A 16,087-nucleotide genomic window follows, 5' to 3' on the forward strand; every position below is an offset into this window, starting at 1 on the left:
GCGCCCTCGGCCAACTGCGTCTGGTGATTGGCCTTGAGGATCGGCAACCCGTTCTCGCCGGCAAGGATGAGGTAGCCGCCTTCGCGAAAACCGATATCGGCGTCGGCCCCGAACTCTTCCGTCAGCCGCCGGAACAGTTTCAGCGTGAACTGCGACAGCCGGATGTTTTCGGGAATCGAAAACTGCTGGCGGATCGAAGCGCAGGACAGCGTCGTCGCCGCATGGGCGAATTGCGGGTCGCGCTCGACCAGCGCGATCGAGCCAGAAAACCCTTCCTCGCGCAGATAATAAGCGATCGAGGAGCCGACGATGGCTCCACCGATGATGACGACGTCGTAGCGCACTTTTTTCGCTTCTCCAGTTCTAAAGCATGATCCCGAAGCCGGTTCTTCTGAAACGATCATGCTGCAATTCATGCAGCCGGCAGGAAGATCTCGAAGCGCGTGCCGCGCTCGGACTCAACCAGGCGGATCGTGCCATCATGCGCTTTCAGGAGGGCCAGTACGATGCCGAGGCCCATGCCGGTGCCGCCGGATTCGCGGCGCGTGGTGAAGAATGGCTCGAAAATACGCGCCCGGTTGCTCGGCGAAATGCCGGCGCCGTCGTCGCTCACCTGGACAATGGCCTTGCCGTCCGCGGTCGCGACCGCGAGGAAGGCAAAAGCCTGTCCTCGTTTGGGCCCAAGGTCGGCGACATCGACAGCGGGCGCCAAACCCACGCCAAGGGCGAGAAGGACGAGTGTGATGCTGTCGCGCAGCTTTTCCGGATGTTACGGCGGCTTCTAGCGGCTGCCTCCACCACAGGATTTGGCTTTTTCACGGCTTTGACGGGCGCTCGAGGGGCTAGCATGGGATGACATCTCACAAATGCGTTCGAAAACTTCCATGCATGAAGCGTGCCGGAAAAGAAGTCTGCCCAAGCAATGAGTTCTCGAATTCCAGCTCGTCCGGAACCCGACATTGTCGGATAACCGACGATGCGGGCAGATGGATGCTCGCGGCAGTGACCCTTCCACACCGCAGGCCGGGCAGGGTCAGGTCAGGCGTCCACGGGCTGGCCCTTCGCGGCAGCATGGTAGGCCAGATATTTTCACTGCGTCGAAATACGGTCGGCCACGTGTTTGGCATCATGCCAGACGCCCCAGAAGAAGCTGGACCCTCTTTGCGACTGCCAAGGTAAACCCAGGAAATAGAGCCGGGCTGGCTCGAGACGCCACGGTGGTGCCTTGGCCGGCCCTTCTCGTCGAAGGCGTCGACCTTCAGCAAGCTGCAGTCAACAGCAAAGCCTGTCGCCCAGACGATCGCCGCTGTCCCGACGTCGGCCAGGTCGAGCTCGCGGATCGGATTGGTCGCGCATTCCGGATCCTGGTCGATACGACGGGCCGTGGGCTCTTCCGAGAGGTCGAGATGGTTGCGAGCGACATAGGCGTCGGCTTCATCCAGCAGCGACATCAAGCTTGCGTCGCCGCGGCGTCCCACTTGCCGAGGACGCCCAGCCACCATTAGAGTTGCGCCCGCGATAGGCCCGCGGCGGGCGATCGTGATGGGGATCTGGAAAGGTCCGGTCGCGGCAATGATGCTGTTGGCTTCGATCACGCCGTCCGGCGGCCTTACGTCGGCGTGCGTTGCCGACGCCGTTGTCTTCGGCGATCTCTACCCAAGAAGATCCCGTGGCGGGCCTTCGGGAAATTCGTCTCGGTCATTCGTTTGGTTGAAAGTAGGGGCCCTGCCGGTGAGGAGGGGCACCGGCAGGGCGCGCCGCGCCTAAGTCGGGACCCCGATGGCGACCTAACAGCGATGGAGGCTGTAGAGGCGTCCACACGGCCGCACAGCAGCTGGCGCACACACGACCGCGAATTGATCCTATCCCGATGCCGCCTGTCTCACCCCGCCTCCTCTTCGGGCTAAGGCTTGAGTTTGATGACCGGCTCCATCACTGCGAAGACCGCGTCGTCCGGTAGGTGGGACTTGATATTATGGCTACCGGGCAGCTTTTGGATGGGCGGAACCTCGCGCTCACAAATTTCTCTGGGAACCGGATGCTTGCGCGGACAGCGCGTCTGGAAGGGGCAGCCGCTCGGCGGATCCATCGCCGAGGAAATGTCGCTTTCGAGCACAATGTGTTTCTTGACGACACAGGTGTCGGCAATCGCCGACAAAAGTGCATCGGTATAGGGGTGGTAGCGCGGCGACAATATCTGCTCGACGATGTGGCCGAGATACGTGACCACCACACGGTGGGCGGTTTGGCATTTCGAATGTTCAGATGATTGGCCACCAGTGGGGCCGCCGCAATGCCATGCGCACTGCTCGGCGGAAAGGCGAAATGCACGTGGGAACATTCATCGTGCAAATGAGAGCATAATGGCAATCGATTAGAGCGATGACTCGACGAGCGATATATGGAGGCGCTTCGTCGCGTGGTGGGCTGCATCTGTGAGAATTGAAATCAAAAAGCTCATCCTACAGCTGAAACGGTTTCTTAGCGGTCAACCAGCTTCCGAAGCCTTCGGCAACGAGCATCACGATGTTAGCTTAGGTTCTAGTGGCATCGACCGGATCGCCGATTGCGGAGGCGAATCTTTGACCCGGGAAAGCGATCACGGATCCTGCGGCGAGAAGGCATGGGAGGAACTCTCCGGTGACAATGGCCGCGACGAACCGCGCATTTTCGGGAGGGACAATGACAAGCTCTGCGGATCCGGCGCAGATGTTCTCTACGCTGGAAGCAGCAAGGATTATCTGACCGCGGGCGTTGACTCACGGCTCCAGGATCGGATGAGCGGCTTCGACCCGAGGTTCGGGTGGAAGCCGCACATCATCGCTCTCGTCGATATCGAACGAGATACCTTCATCTTTCATACGGTGGGGTTCTACAGAGACGGCTTTGGCCCGAACTCCGTCGACAACGCCAGCGTAGTGTCCGGCTATCCGGCGAGCTGGTTTTACAACGGCAAGCCACGTAGGGCTTTTGCCTCGGGCGCGCCGGACAGCGGCGCACCGCTGCGCACCCCAACCATGCCGGCCGTGGCCGGAGACCAGACGCGCTTGCCCTCCAGCGAGATCATTACCTTTCCCTTTAAACGAGTGTGATGCCGAAGCGTGGCAATCGGTCTCGACCATTAGACGAGCTCATCAAAGTCGTCTTCGGCTTCCAACCGTGCTTGGTGGCCGCCTTAGCAGCCCTCGCCAATCGGCGGGTCCACCTCGGCCTGGACCGAAATAGCCGCTTCTATCCGGATCAGCGCCTGTTTAATCCTGCGTTCGCGGCCTACCTCGTCAATGCCTTTCCCTTCCAGACGATCTCCCTCCCAACACGCTTGAAGGCAGCCTCGACAAAGCTGCGGACCGAATGCGTCCCGCGGTCGCGAGCACAATCGTCAGCTCGTGGTGCTGCAGGATGCGCCAGGAAAGCGAGCGGTTAAATTGAGTGGTGTGCCCTGGGTATCAGAACTGGGAGGACTCCATTCCACTTTCCGCCTTGCGCATGACTGGAGCGATTTCCGGCGGGCGTCGCCTCCCGAGCAATGCTTTTCATGTTCAATGATTGTTTCGATGGAGAGCATCTACGGTATGAATGCAGGCATCACGGTAGAGCTTCGAACAGCATCGGTGCGGCTCCGGAACCGTCATCGAGCCAAAAACAGCGGCAATGTCGGCTTTTCAAAAATCCATCTGGTCACACCGCCAAAGAGCCGCTCACGCAGCCGACGGCTGCCATAGGCGCCCATGACTATCATGTCGGCAGAAATGTCGGTTGCGTGCTGCGCAAGCACCATAGCAGCCGGTTTGCCAGCACTTGGCAGTAGGTCAACCGACACCCGAGCACCGTGCCGAGTGAGATAGGCAGCGATGTCGGCTCCAGGCTCCGCGCCGTTCCCGTTGTAGTTCGTCTTCGGATCGACCAGGGCGACACGAACCTCCTCAGCAACGCATAGGAGACCCAGCGCTTCACGAACCGCACGGGACGCTTCGACACGCGAATCCCAGCCGACCAGGACGCGCCGTGGCCACAGGGTCACCTCAGCGCCATTCGGCACAACGAGCACCGGCCTTCCCGTATCGAACAAGCAGCCGTTGACAACAGGAGGTCCGAGATTCTCGTCGTTGAGGAGGCCCGGTCCGATGACCGTAAGGTCGGCGCAGAGCGCGCGCTGTCGTGCCACTTCGCCGAGGCTTGCCGGACCGCAATAGTCGGTGTCAACGTCATAGGCTAGCGACATAGCTCTCAGCAGTTTCTGGATGTCTTTGCAGCGTTTTTCCAGTCTGGCCACGTCCTGTGTATATCGATCGATTTGCCGAAACCGATCGTTCAATCTGGCAATTGCCTGTCCACGTCCTCCAGGCCACTCGGGGACACCATCTCCGATCGACGGATACGACATTAGGAGCATTGGAGGAGGCATAATCAGTACGGAAAGGTGCGCGCCGACTTCGGCACACAACCCGGCGGCAGTTCTAACGTCCTGATCGGAATTGTCAGCGCCGGTCACACAGAGTACGCTTTTAAAAGCCATTTGCCTGCTTCTCCTGAGTATTCGTTTAGGGCGTTTCAGGCCGCAAGACCGGCTCACCGCGCGCGGGAGGGGAGTGGCACCACACCCAGCACTTGATTCAGTCGTCCGGCTTCTCGAGCGAATAGCCAGCCGACCTGACGGTGCGAATGACGCTGCCGGGCGAAGCCGTTTTCAGGGCTTTTCTGATCCGGCTGATATGGACATCGACGGTGCGTGCACCGACATGGATGTTGGGCGGCCAGGCCGCGCCGATAAGTTCATCCCGGCTGAAGACCTTCCCGGGAGCTTCAATCATAAGCCGCAGCACGTTGAACTCGATGGGTCCGAGGTGGATGTCGTGGCCATTGCCGCGAACCCGGTGGGCGTCGAGCTTCATCTCGAGGCCGCCACAGGAGAGCCAGCCGCCGTTTTCAAGACCATTTGCGCCCCGCTTCGTGAGCGCCAGCCTCTCCCGTAGACAGTCGAGCAGCTTGGCCGGGGCGATCGGCCGCACAAAGCTCTCGTCAATGCCAGCCTTCAGGAGATCGAGGTGCTGGTTCTCGGCGCCGGGCGCGATCAGGGCAATAATCGGCAGCCGGCCGGTCCGGGGCTCGCGCTTGAGCCGGGCGCAGATTGCAGACCCGGTTATGCTCGCTGGCCCGCAGTCCAGCACCACGGCCTTGAATTCCCGTTCGTCGGCCAATGCAAGCGCTTCCTTGGCGCCGCCTGCCGGCTCACTGGCGAAGCCGTCCACCTCCAGTATGTGGCTCAGGAACAGATAGAACTCGGTATCATGCGAACAGATCAGGACAAGTGGCTTCATCGGCGCTACCTCAAGAGCCCCATCGGCCCGGACCGCGTCGGCTGCGCAGGCTGGCCATGGCGGCTGCTCAAGACTTGTCATGACCCCTTCGCTCGACACCTGCTCTCATCACGCGCGCGCTACCTCGGGATAGGTTTCGATGGCTGCGATTGCGTCGCCGACCAGTTTCGTGCCGGCCTCGGCGAGCTTGCGGAGGGTCTCGAAGCCGAACCGATGCACGTCGCGCAGGGTCTTGGACAGAACGACCAGACGCCCGGCGGTGAAAAGCACGCGCCCGAAGCCCTCATGGCTCATTTCGATCATCGGCGATGCCATCAGGCCGGAGCGCTCTTCGATCGCAAGGGCGACGGCAGTGTAAAACTTGTCGAGCCTCCACAGCACGTCCGGATCGGGATCGCCGATTATTGGAATCGTACGGCGCTGTTCCTTGCTGACGATGAAGTCGGCCAGCAACTCGGCGTCCGCTTTGCCGTCCCATGACCCGTGGGAGTCTTGAGCACGGATCAACCGCACGAGGCATTTGACGAACGGGCTGGCAAGGGCCGCCTCGTCCTCGTTGACAGCAGGGCTAACCGCGACTTCAAACATTTCGCTCTTCCTCGTTTCAGTCCTCGTCCTCGAAGGACGGTTTCTCTCCGGCGACACCAGCTTCGGCCAGCACCTTGCGCAGCCAGGGCGGAGGACATGTCCTCAGCATCGTCTGCGTGCGCAACAGCACCTCTTGGATGGGTTGTGGCTGCGGCACCTTGATTGGATGGATTTTTGCCGAGACAAGCTTGGCTGCCGAAGGTCCGCCGATCGCGAGACAAAACAGGAGGTGGCAGCCCTTCAGCGCTTCCACCTTCGGTGCGATGCGGTCATCCCCCTCGGTCCGATGTTTCCCGCTTTCGTCGGAGACGTCGTCGAAGGCAAGGGCTTCCAGGAGGTTCCATTCCTCGCGCGTCACATCGTAGATGACAAAGCGCTTGGCGGACCCGAAATGTGCATTGAGCTCCTTCATGTCCTGGGTTGCGATTGCCACACGCAAAGCGCCTGCTTGTCGTTCACGCATCGGACCTTGAACCTCGTCAGTGACGAGTGAGAGGCGACGAACGGGGCCCACCTGGCGTTTCCCGCTTGCGGAATGGATCAAGTTCCTCAGGCATCGGCGCATGCCGGTCGGCTTGGAACATGTTGGCAACCTCGAAAACCAGATCACGGGTCCCTTGATAGAGGATTGAGAGCTTGTGCTGGCTGCCGAGCCGGTCGAACACGGGGAAGCCGACGCGCATGAGCGGAATGCCAAGGCGCTGCGACGCCTGGCGTCCATGTGAATGGGTGACCAGAAGATCAGCGCCGCCGGCAAGCGTTTCCAAATCGCCGAGATCGCCGATCTGAATCGACTTCGCCGGTACCTTTTCCAGAATTTCCGACATATCGGTCGTCGTGACCGCCGCCGCGATTTTGGAGCCCATGCCCGTGAAGAAGGTTGCGAATTGATAGAGTTGGTCTGGTTCAGCAGCGATAGCAATTTTCTTGCCTCCGAAATGGAAATGTCCGTCGAGCAGCGCATCCTGCAATTGCGCCCGCCGGCGGCGCACACTGGCCGGCACAGACTCGCCAGAAATCGTGGACAGCAGGGAAACAAACTGATCGGCGTCCTTCAATCCGGTCAGTGACTCGAACAGCACGTAAGGGACACCGGTCACCTTGTGCAGCACCTCGGCCGGCCGGCGCATATGCTCGCAGACGGCAATGCAGTGCTCGGCCGCGCCGAGCTCGCGGATGTCCTCGACGCTCGTACCACCATAGGTGGTCGGGACCCAGTGGTCTGGTACAGTACCGTCAAGCGAGCCTGAGAGGTCCGGCAAAATCACCGGGTGCAGCCCAAAGCTTTCAACCATCTCGCGCAAATGCTCGATGTCAGCCACAGTGAGGTTCCAGCCGGGCAGGATTGCGATCTTCTTTGACTGGCGCGCCCGCTCGCCAGGCCGCGTAATGCCTTCGATCATCGCGGTGACAGCCTTGGCCCAGCCCTCTTCGAGGGCGCCGCTGAAATCCGGCGTGTTGGCCAGCACGATCTCCGTACCCGCGAGTTCTTCCGCCCGTTTCAGCCTGATGTCGGCGATGTCGCCTGCGGAATCTTCGCCACGGGTTTCCACCAGCGCCGTCGTGCAGACCCCGATCAGCTTTGGCTTCGTGCGAGTCTTAAGATTGAGGATCGCCTCTTCCAGATTGTCCGACCCGCCGAGGATGGTTGTCACTTCATCCATGGCGGTGGTCTGTAGGGGGATCGTTTCCTTGAAATGCCGCACGAAGAGCACGAGCGCGAAGCTGGTGCAGCCCTGGGTGCCGTGGAACAGCGGCACTGCGCCGTCGATGCCGAGAAAGGCCAAGGCGGCACCCAGCGGCTGTGACGATTTCAGCGGATTGACCGAAGCTGATTTGGTCTGGGAAAGGACGCGGGTCATCGGATTTCCTCAACACCAGCCGAAATAGTCCGCGTCGTGCCGGCGAATTCCTGGACAGCGCGCACCGTTGCCGTGTCAACTTTGGTGCTCGGCTGTTCGTCCTTCACACCAGGCTGGCACGCCCACGGGGCCCGCTCGCGCACCTGGCACCAGATCGGGTTGTGAATGGCGAGGTCGATCTGGCGTACGAGTTCCACCATGCCGTCGTAACCGGCGTAAGGGTGTTGGCGCTCCTGGTTGATGTCGAGCCAGGGCGTCTTGGCCTTGAGCGCGACGAATTGCGTGCGCCCGCCCGACAGCATGATATCGGCCTTGCCTTCTGAAAGCATGGCGTAAAGGTCGCGCGCTGCCATCTGCTCGAACATGTGGTTGTCGTCCTTTAGGATCTGTTTGATGCGCTCCTTGTCTTCGACCGTGGATTTCTTGACCGAGGTGCCCACGATTTCCATGCCGATCTCCATCAGCGCATGGACCACCGACCAAGACTTCACACCACCCGTGTTGAGCAGCACGCGCTTGCCTCGCAGCCCCCGCCGGTAGGCCTCGAGCTTCTCCCATGCAATCGCCTCCTGCTCAGCGATCAGCGTCTCTGTGCGGTCGAGGATCTCCGGATCGGCGCCCTTCCTCACCAGCAGCTTAGCAATTTTGCGAAGTGCTTCCGAAGTGTCTGAAATCCCGTAGAAGGAGCCTTCGAAGAAAGGGATGTCCCAGCGCTCGTCCATCTTGCGCGCTAGATTGATGAGGGCCGTCGAGCACACCACCATAGCCGCCCGGGCGCGGTGCGCGGAAGCAACGTCGAGATAGCGCGCGTCGCCCGGAATGCAGGCGCGTACCCGGATCCCGAGCCGATCAAGGAGCGGCTTTATCAGCCAGAATTCGCCGGAAAGGTTGAATTCACCAAGGATGTTGATGTCGTACGGCCCGGCGTCGTCGGGTTCCACCGTGCCGATGACATAGTCGAGCAACGCCTCGGCGGCGAGCTTGTTGCCGAGGTTCTTGGAGCCGGCCAATCCGGGCGCATTGATCGGGACTACGGCCAAGCCGAATTTTTCGGCGGCGCGTTTGCAGACGGCCTCGATATCATCGCCGATGAGCGCCGTCACGCAGGTCGAATAGACAAAGACTGCCGGCGGCGCATACGCTTCCTTGATTTCGCGGATCGCCTTGAAGAGCTTCCGCTCGCCCTGCCCCATCACCACCTCGAGTTCGGTAAGGTCGGTCGTGAAGCTTGTGCGCCATAAGCTGGGCCCAGACGAAGCTGCACCGCGGTTGTCCCAGGAATTGCCCTCGCAGGCGAGCGGCGCATGGACCAGGTGCGCAACGTCAGTGATCGGCTGCAGGACGATCTTGGCCCCGTCAAACGCGCAACCGCCCGCTGCCGCTCCTGGCGTCAGCGGGCTTGTGCAGCCCTCCTTGCGCGCCTTGGCATCCTTTCCACGGTTCTTGTCGCAGGCAGGCTCGTCGAAAACGTCCTGGATCTTGGCACTGAGCGAGGTCATCGCGTCAGTCCCCAAAGCCAATTCGGCAACGAACCGCCTGGGCGAAAAGCCGGCCGTGTCTTCTAGCGGGTGAGGTCATAGGAATAGTCCGTCACGCCCGTCTGGCTCGTCTCGCGATCGAGCTTGTCGAAGATCTTATCGAGGATCGTCGTCAGCACGCGTAATCCGCCCTGGTAGCCCATGATCGCAAAGCGATGGTGGTGGTGCCGGTCGAAGATCGGAAACGTCAGCCTGATCAGCGGCGTGCCGGTGTCGCGCTCCAGATACTTGCCATAGGAATTGCCGATCAGCAGGTCCACTGGCTCGGTGAAGAGCAGTGACCGCATAGCCCAAAGGTCCTTGCCCGCCCAGACCTGAGCGTCCTTGCCGAAGGGCGAGGATGCAAGCAGTTCCTTCAACTCGGCTTCCCACGCCGAGGTGCCGTTGGTGGCGAGGCAATGTGTCGGCTCGCCGCCCGTTTCCATGACGAAGCGAGCCATGGCATACACGAAGTCCGGGTCGCCGTAGATCGCGTATTTCTTTCCGTGCAGCCAGGACTGGCTGTCCGCCATGGCATCAATCAGTCGGCCGCGCTCCAGCCGGATTGCTTCGGGGATTTCCTTCCCGGAAAGCGCCGAGATCTTCATCAGGAACTCGTCAGTCGCCTGGACGCCGAGCGGATAATGGAACGAAGCCGTGGCCTGCCCAACTTGCCCGCAGTAGTCGAGGGTTTTTCGGGTGTTGTAGTACTGCAGTGAAACCGTCGCCTCGGCGTCGATTGCCCCCTTCACCTCTTCGATCTTCGTGCCGCCGTCATACATGCGGTATTCCCCGTCCGATGGGGTGTCGAACTGGTCAGACGCGTCCTGGATGAAGGTGTAGGACACACCCATCACATCGAGCAGGCGTTTGAGTTCCCGGTTGTTGCCAACGCAGAAGCCGTCGAAGCCCGGAATGACGTTGATGGTTCCCTTGGCTTCCGTGCGCTCCTGGCCTTTCCAGAAGTGCTCCAGAATGCCCTTCAGCATGCCATCATAGCCGTCGACATGGCTACCGACGAAGGCGGGCGTGTGGGCAAAGGGCACGTCAAAGTCGCGCGGGACCGAATTTTCGTCTTTGGCGTTCTCGATGAAACTGTGCAAGTCGTCGCCAATGACCTCCGCCATACAGGTCGTCGAAACTGCGATCATCTTCGGGTCATAAAGCTGGTAGGTGTTGGCGAGCCCGTCGACCAGGTTCTTCAGGCCGCCGAATACTGCCGCGTCCTCGGTCATCGAGGAGGAAACCGCCGAAGCAGGCTCCTTGAAATGGCGCGACAGGTGCGAGCGGTAATAGGCTACGCAGCCCTGGCTGCCATGGACGAAGGACATGGTCCGCTCGAAGCCCGCGGCCGCGAATACCGCGCCGAGGGGCTGACAGGCCTTGGCGGGATTTATCACAAGCGCTTCTCGGGCGAGGTTCTTTTCGCGGTATTCCCAGGTCTTGGTGAATTCGCCTTGATCGGTAACGATCTGATCCGGGTGCGGACATTCGAAATTCAGCTTCTTCTCGGCGAGCATTTGCCTGTATTCCGGCTCGCGGAACAGGGGAGCGTGGTCGAGAATCTTTTCGGCCGACTGCGGCATTGATATTACCTCTTTTTGATCTGGCCGCGCCATTCGGCAGCTCAGTACGTCGAGACGTTTCCAGTTTCCCGGGGCTCACAAGCTCGCGGGGTTCATGGTCTCTCTGGGGAGACTAGGCCAGGACAGGGTGTCTATTCCGCAGCTATCGCCCGCCCACTGGGCGGGCTTTCTTTCCAAGGGGCCTGGTAGAGATCCCAGACCGGATTGTTGATGGCAAGATCCACGTCACGCGCGAAAATGGCAAAGCCGTCATAGCCGTGATAAGGTCCCGAATAATCCCAGGAGTGCATCTGACGGAACGGAATGCCCATCTTCTGCACCGGGTATTTTTCCTTGATGCCGGAGCCCACGAGGTTGGGGCGAACTCCCTCGATGAACTTCTCCAACTCGTAGCCGGTAACGTCGTCATAGATCAGCGTGCCGTTCTTTACGTAATGACCGGTGCGCTGATAGTCATCGTTGTGGCCGAACTCGTAGCCGGTGCCGACGATGACCATGCCGAGGTCCTCGTAAGCTGTGATGACGTGGCGGGGGCGCAGGCCACCGACGTATAGCATGACGGTATTGCCTTCGAGACGCGGCCGGTACTTGGAGATGACGGCGTCAACAAGCGGCCTGTACTTGGCGATCACCTTCTCGGTTTTTTCCTCGATTTCCGGCCCGAAACGCTTGGCTATATTGCGCAGAGAGGTCTCGATCTGGGACGGTCCGAAGAAATTGTACTCCATCCAGGCGACGCCATACTTTTCCTCCATATGCCGGCAGATGTAGTTCATCGAGCGGTAGCAGTGGATGAGATTGAGCTTGGCCTTTGGCGCGCGCTCAATCTCGGCCAGTGTTGCGTCGCCCGACCAGTTGCCGACCACGCGCAATCCTATCTCCTCAAGCAAGATGCGCGAGGCCCAGGCGTCGCCGCCAATATTGTAGTCTCCGATCACGTTAACGTCGTAAGCACCGGCCTCGAACTCAACGTCCTTTTTGTCGAACACCCAGTCGCGGATCGCGTCATTGGCGATGTGGTGGCCGAGTGATTGCGAGACGCCGCGGAAGCCCTCGCAGCGCACCGGCACGATAGTCTTTTCGTACTCCTTGGCTTTCTTGCGAGAAACTGCCTCGGTGTCATCACCAATGAGACCGATCGGGCATTCGGATTGCACGGTGATGCCGTTGTTCAGCGGAAACAGCATCTCGATCTCGTCGATGATCTGTTCCAGTTTCTTGTCACCGCCGAAGACAATGTCTTTCTCCTGGAAATCGGAGGTGAACTGCATTGTCCCGAACGTGTCGATGCCCGTTGTGCCGACGTAGTAGTTGCGGCGCTGTGACCAGGAATATTGGCCGCAACCGACGGGGCCGTGCGAGATATGGACCATATCCTTGACTGGGCCCCAGACCACGCCCTTTGAGCCGGCATAGGCGCAGCCGCGTATTGTCATCACCCCGGGGATGGACTTGATGTTCGATTTGACGTCGCATTCGGAAAGGATCTCACTTTCCCCGCCAGCCTCATCCCCGCTCTTTGCGACGCTGAGGTGTTTTTTGCGGCGCTTCGCCGCTTTGTCGGGATATTGCGATAGCACCTCCTCGATAAGCTTCGCATGGAGAGCACCATCATTCTCGTATTCCAGGCTCATGGGACCCCTTTCAAGGTGTCTGATGACGCCCCACCGATGAGGCGCCCGTTCTTTGCAAGGCGCCCCAACTCGAGAGGCGACCAATATCGGTCGTTACTGGGCGGCCGTCTTGGCCGCTTCCTTGGCCTGAAGCTCGGCAAGCATCTGCTCGTCAGTTTTCATGATGCCGAAGTCGAGCAGCATGTCCTCGAGCTCCTCCATGGTGATCGGCGTCGGGATGGTGCCCTGGCCAGAATTGGCATGGATCTTCTCGGCCAGCGCGCGGTACTCTCCGGCCTGCTTGGAATCCGGCGCATACTGGATAACTGACATCTTCCTGAGCTCGGCGTGCTGGACGATGTTGTCGCGCGGCACGAAATGGATGAGCTTGGAATTGAGCCTGGAAGCCAGGGCTTCAGCGAGGTCGAGCTCACGGTCGGTTTGACGTTCGTTGCAGATCAGCCCTCCGAGCCGCACGCCGCCCGAATGGGCATATTTCAGGATGCCCTTGGCGATGTTGTTGGCGGCATAGAGCGCCATCATCTCCCCAGACATAACGATGTAGATTTCCTGCGCCTTGCCCTCGCGAATTGGCATCGCGAAACCGCCGCAAACCACGTCGCCGAGCACGTCGTAGGAGACATAGTCGACATCGTCGTAGGCGCCGTTCTCTTCGAGGAAGTTGATTGATGTGATGACGCCTCGGCCGGCGCAGCCAACACCCGGCTCCGGGCCGCCGGATTCCACGCATTTGATGCCTCTGTAGCCAATCTTGAGCACGTCCTGCAGCTCGAGATCTTCCACCGAACCTTCCTGTGCCGCCAGATGCAGGACAGTATCCTGAGCCTTCGAGTTCAGGATCAGGCGGGTGGAGTCGGCTTTGGGATCGCAGCCTACGATGAGGATTCTTTGCCCGAGGTCGACCAGGGCGGCGAGCGTGTTTTGGGAGGTGGTGGACTTGCCGATGCCGCCCTTTCCGTAAAAGGCGATCTGACGCAGACCTGACATTATAGATTTCCTTCCTTCGTTCCATCCGTCGCGGCTGGCCGCAATATGAATGCCAATGGGCAGCTTTTGCCGCCTCACACCGAATGGGTCTCAAGACTCGTGCCAAGTAGACTGGCTTATAACCAACAGGGATTTTTTCGTTTATATCCCGCGAGTCAGCCTGAGCTCCCACAAGTGTTTGCTGCCAAACAAGTGATTGTCGGGACAAGCCCTGTAGCGGACCCGACAAAGCCCGACAAAAGGCGTCAGCTTCGAGACCGCTAGGGAGGAAGCTGGGCCTTCGAGCTAGAGCCGACCTTTGGCTGCATACAGGCGGCGGCAAAGCGACTGGCTTGCGCGCCTCCCGCCGCGGGACATCAGACGTGCGTGCTCGGTAGCTGGTTGCGCATGGCTGGTTCGAGACTGGCCCCCGCGAAGTCGGCATGGAACATGCCTGATGCGACGACTGCCGACGATCACATCCTCGTCCGGCTCGGAGAACCGGCACTGATATTGCACGCGGCGCTGTCACAACATGTCGGGCAGCGATGAACATTCCCTTCGTGCGACGCCGCCGGCAACGGCGTGCTCCATGAATGCGGGTCGCTGCAGCGAACCCATGTTGCAGTTGCACCCAAGCTGGCGAGCTTATTCATGACCGAATCCGCGACAGGCTTCATGGAGACTTTTCTGCACGGCCCAGAAAAGCCGGATCAGCGGTCTCGTCCCGCATGGGGCGCGGTCATATCGCTTGCCCTGGGCACCTTCGGGCTGGTGGCGGCAGAGCTTTTGCCTGCCAGCGTGCTGACGCCGCTCGCGCATGGTCTGCATGTCACAGAGGGTGCGGCTGGACAGACGATGACAGCGACGGCGATTGCCGCGGCGATCTCTGCGCCGACGGTCGCCTTCATAACAAAGCGCCTGGACCGCAGGATCGTCCTGTGGGCGATGATGCTGCTTCAGATCCTGTCCAACCTTCTGGCTGAGCTCGCGTGGTCGCTGCCGGTTTTCCTGGCGGCACGCGTCGTGCTCGGCATTGCGCTTGGAGGCTTCTGGTCGATTTCGGCATCGCTGGCGATGCGGCTCGTTCCAAATCACCTCCTGCCGCGCGCCATGTCAATAATCTTCACCGGCGTTTCGGTCGCCATCGTTTGCACGCCTCCGATCGGCGCCTATGTCGGCGACATCTGGGGATGGCGAGCCACCTTCGCGATCGCCGCAGCCCTCAATGCCGTTACACTGCTGGTGCAACTCGTAACCATTCCGACGTTGCCGCCGGTTGAAATGGCTGGATTCCGCGGTCTGCTGAATGTAATCAAGAAGCCAACCATCAAGGTCGCGTTTTTGGTCGTATTGCTGGTCGCTTCTGGGCATTTCGCCAGCTTCACCTATGTCCGGGCTTACCTCGAGAAGATTCCCGCGCTCCATATCGAGACGATCTCGCTGCTGTTGCTCGTTTCTGGCGTATGCGGCTTCTTCGGCAATTTAGCCGGCGCATTCCTGGCGAAACACAGCCTCAAGGCAGTCGCGGCGCTGCCGCCCCTGCTCATGGCGATAGCCGCTGTCTCGTTGCTGATGCCTGGAGCATCGGCGTCCGCCTCGGCAATTGCGGTTGCTGTATGGAGCTTTGGCTTCGGTGCGGTGCCGGTGGGGGTACAGACTTGGATGGTGCTGCGCGCTGTTCCCGAGCAGGCCGAAAGCGCCGGTGTGCTGATGACGTCAACGTTCCAAATTGCCATCGCAGCCGGTGCGATTTTCGGCGGATTGCTAGTGAACAATGCCGGCGTCGCCAGTGTGTTTGCCTACAGCGCAGTAGCCACGTTCCTCGCCGCTCTCACAGCGTTCCTATTCGGCCCGAAAGCCGCAACCTACACCTCCTGACGGGAGAGACCTTCAGCTCAGCCCTCAATGCAATCGCACCAGCCGTGCGGCGCGATCCTGCCCACGACTATCTTGTCGGTTCAGGGCTTCGTCTCGCCTATCGGATAGGCCGCGTGGAGTTCGCTGCTACTGCCTCCGCTTGGGGCCCGACCAGTGCCGGGCGCCTCGCCTCGCCGGCTTCACCGTTCGCGGCTACAGGAAGTGCATCAGCGTTCGCCCGGGCGGAGTTGGTTACGCAGCCCGGGCGAGCGCGGGTCGCGCTTGGATGGCTGGCAGGTGCCGTTCTTGAGGCGTCGCCTCGTTCTGGTCTCGATTTAAAACCACGCCATGGGGCACGATCGGGCCGGCCCGTAGTTCGACCGTTGCGCCCGCCACCCTTATCGCGCGCAACAGTCGCTGAGAGGCGGTTCCCGACAGCACGCCTGCACGATCCGAAACTCAAGTCGAACCCGCGATGAGCTGCGCGAGTGCCGAAGGCCCAGAAATTCGAGCAGGCCGTGACAGAAAAGCGCGCGCAGAATGCGCGTTGCCCCGCCGGATCCAACTTGCGGAGCGTCAACTCGCTCTCAGCTCGTGCGACTATCTCTCTTCGAGAGCGACTAACCAGTTTCATATCGAAAGACTTCCTCGAAAAGAAGGCAAGCGAATGCCATACGGCACATCGGTGGCCCATCCGCAGGCTCTACCAAGCCAACGACACGGCACGGTCAACCGACAGCGACGGCTTTGGCAAGC

12 protein-coding genes and 3 pseudogenes are annotated in these 16,087 nt (G+C 60.4%); 2 read left to right on the forward strand and 13 right to left on the reverse strand.

The window, feature by feature from the left end:
• From AC0L2R_RS23710 to AC0L2R_RS23725, 4 genes and pseudogenes are all read right to left on the reverse strand, one after another.
• A partial coding sequence (locus AC0L2R_RS23710; RefSeq protein WP_473511882.1) for an NAD(P)/FAD-dependent oxidoreductase occupies positions 1-344 on the reverse strand: 344 nt, incomplete at its 3' end.
• A 68-nt stretch (positions 345-412) separates the two neighbouring features.
• Positions 413-643 (reverse strand): annotated as a pseudogene (locus tag AC0L2R_RS23715) (ATP-binding protein); the annotation flags it as partial.
• Positions 644-1,089: 446 nt separating this feature from the next.
• Positions 1,090-1,542: pseudogene (locus AC0L2R_RS23720) on the reverse strand (FAD-dependent oxidoreductase); the annotation flags it as partial.
• Positions 1,543-1,903: 361 nt separating this feature from the next.
• Positions 1,904-2,242: pseudogene (locus AC0L2R_RS23725) on the reverse strand (oligopeptide/dipeptide ABC transporter ATP-binding protein); the annotation flags it as partial.
• Positions 2,243-2,435: 193 nt separating this feature from the next.
• On the opposite strand from AC0L2R_RS23725, the gene AC0L2R_RS23730 reads away from it, so the two are divergent.
• The gene (locus tag AC0L2R_RS23730) at positions 2,436-3,092 is read left to right on the forward strand and encodes a hypothetical protein (RefSeq protein ID WP_473511884.1); all 657 of its coding nucleotides are present in this window, start codon (positions 2,436-2,438) and stop codon (positions 3,090-3,092) included.
• Positions 3,093-3,628: 536 nt separating this feature from the next.
• Here AC0L2R_RS23730 and AC0L2R_RS23735 read toward each other — a convergent pair.
• The 9 genes from AC0L2R_RS23735 to nifH form a co-directional block, all read right to left on the reverse strand.
• Positions 3,629-4,516: a universal stress protein gene (locus tag AC0L2R_RS23735; protein ID WP_473511885.1), complete on the reverse strand. Its 888-nt coding sequence runs from the start codon at positions 4,514-4,516 to the stop codon at positions 3,629-3,631.
• Positions 4,517-4,613: 97 nt separating this feature from the next.
• Positions 4,614-5,318, reverse strand: a complete 705-nt coding sequence (locus AC0L2R_RS23740; RefSeq protein ID WP_065010719.1) for a response regulator transcription factor — start codon at positions 5,316-5,318, stop codon at positions 4,614-4,616.
• Positions 5,319-5,426: 108 nt separating this feature from the next.
• A complete protein-coding gene (locus AC0L2R_RS23745) occupies positions 5,427-5,906 on the reverse strand; it encodes a NifX-associated nitrogen fixation protein (protein ID WP_473511887.1) in 480 nt (159 codons plus the stop codon).
• A gap of 16 nt (positions 5,907-5,922) precedes the next feature.
• The gene (nifX, locus tag AC0L2R_RS23750) at positions 5,923-6,420 is read right to left on the reverse strand and encodes a nitrogen fixation protein NifX (protein WP_473511889.1); all 498 of its coding nucleotides are present in this window, start codon (positions 6,418-6,420) and stop codon (positions 5,923-5,925) included.
• Complete coding sequence (gene nifN / locus AC0L2R_RS23755; RefSeq protein WP_473511891.1) at positions 6,386-7,768, reverse strand: nitrogenase iron-molybdenum cofactor biosynthesis protein NifN; 1,383 nt, start codon at positions 7,766-7,768, stop codon at positions 6,386-6,388. The genes nifX and nifN overlap by 35 nt, the downstream gene beginning before the upstream one ends.
• Positions 7,765-9,267, reverse strand: coding sequence for a nitrogenase iron-molybdenum cofactor biosynthesis protein NifE (nifE, locus tag AC0L2R_RS23760; protein ID WP_473511892.1), 1,503 nt, complete (start codon positions 9,265-9,267; stop codon positions 7,765-7,767). The genes nifN and nifE overlap by 4 nt, the downstream gene beginning before the upstream one ends.
• A gap of 62 nt (positions 9,268-9,329) precedes the next feature.
• Positions 9,330-10,871: a nitrogenase molybdenum-iron protein subunit beta gene (gene nifK / locus AC0L2R_RS23765; RefSeq protein WP_473511893.1), complete on the reverse strand. Its 1,542-nt coding sequence runs from the start codon at positions 10,869-10,871 to the stop codon at positions 9,330-9,332.
• A 131-nt stretch (positions 10,872-11,002) separates the two neighbouring features.
• Positions 11,003-12,505, reverse strand: coding sequence for a nitrogenase molybdenum-iron protein alpha chain (nifD, locus tag AC0L2R_RS23770; protein ID WP_473511895.1), 1,503 nt, complete (start codon positions 12,503-12,505; stop codon positions 11,003-11,005).
• Positions 12,506-12,598: 93 nt separating this feature from the next.
• Positions 12,599-13,492 (reverse strand): nitrogenase iron protein, encoded by an 894-nt coding sequence (gene nifH / locus AC0L2R_RS23775; RefSeq protein WP_404926324.1) that lies wholly within the window; start codon positions 13,490-13,492, stop codon positions 12,599-12,601.
• A gap of 633 nt (positions 13,493-14,125) precedes the next feature.
• Between nifH and AC0L2R_RS23780 the strand changes: the two genes are divergently transcribed.
• Positions 14,126-15,352 carry an MFS transporter gene (locus AC0L2R_RS23780; RefSeq protein ID WP_473511897.1) on the forward strand — a complete coding sequence of 409 codons (1,227 nt, stop codon included), beginning with the start codon at positions 14,126-14,128 and terminating at the stop codon, positions 15,350-15,352.
• Positions 15,353-16,087 lie beyond the last annotated feature (735 nt).

The sequence above is a fragment of the Mesorhizobium sp. WSM4820 genome (assembly GCF_055811075.1).

What these genes read in the sequence shown, in the direction of transcription:
- AC0L2R_RS23735 (WP_473511885.1), bottom strand. Translation starts at nt 4,516, where the DNA reads ATGGCTTTTAAAAGCGTACTCTGTGTGACCGGCGCTGACAATTCCGAT.
- nifN (WP_473511891.1), bottom strand. Translation starts at nt 7,768, where the DNA reads ATGACCCGCGTCCTTTCCCAGACCAAATCAGCTTCGGTCAATCCGCTG.
- AC0L2R_RS23780 (WP_473511897.1), top strand. Translation starts at nt 14,126, where the DNA reads ATGACCGAATCCGCGACAGGCTTCATGGAGACTTTTCTGCACGGCCCA.
- AC0L2R_RS23740 (WP_065010719.1), bottom strand. Translation starts at nt 5,318, where the DNA reads ATGAAGCCACTTGTCCTGATCTGTTCGCATGATACCGAGTTCTATCTG.
- nifK (WP_473511893.1), bottom strand. Translation starts at nt 10,871, where the DNA reads ATGCCGCAGTCGGCCGAAAAGATTCTCGACCACGCTCCCCTGTTCCGC.
- nifD (WP_473511895.1), bottom strand. Translation starts at nt 12,505, where the DNA reads ATGAGCCTGGAATACGAGAATGATGGTGCTCTCCATGCGAAGCTTATC.
- AC0L2R_RS23745 (WP_473511887.1), bottom strand. Translation starts at nt 5,906, where the DNA reads ATGTTTGAAGTCGCGGTTAGCCCTGCTGTCAACGAGGACGAGGCGGCC.
- nifE (WP_473511892.1), bottom strand. Translation starts at nt 9,267, where the DNA reads ATGACCTCGCTCAGTGCCAAGATCCAGGACGTTTTCGACGAGCCTGCC.
- nifH (WP_404926324.1), bottom strand. Translation starts at nt 13,492, where the DNA reads ATGTCAGGTCTGCGTCAGATCGCCTTTTACGGAAAGGGCGGCATCGGC.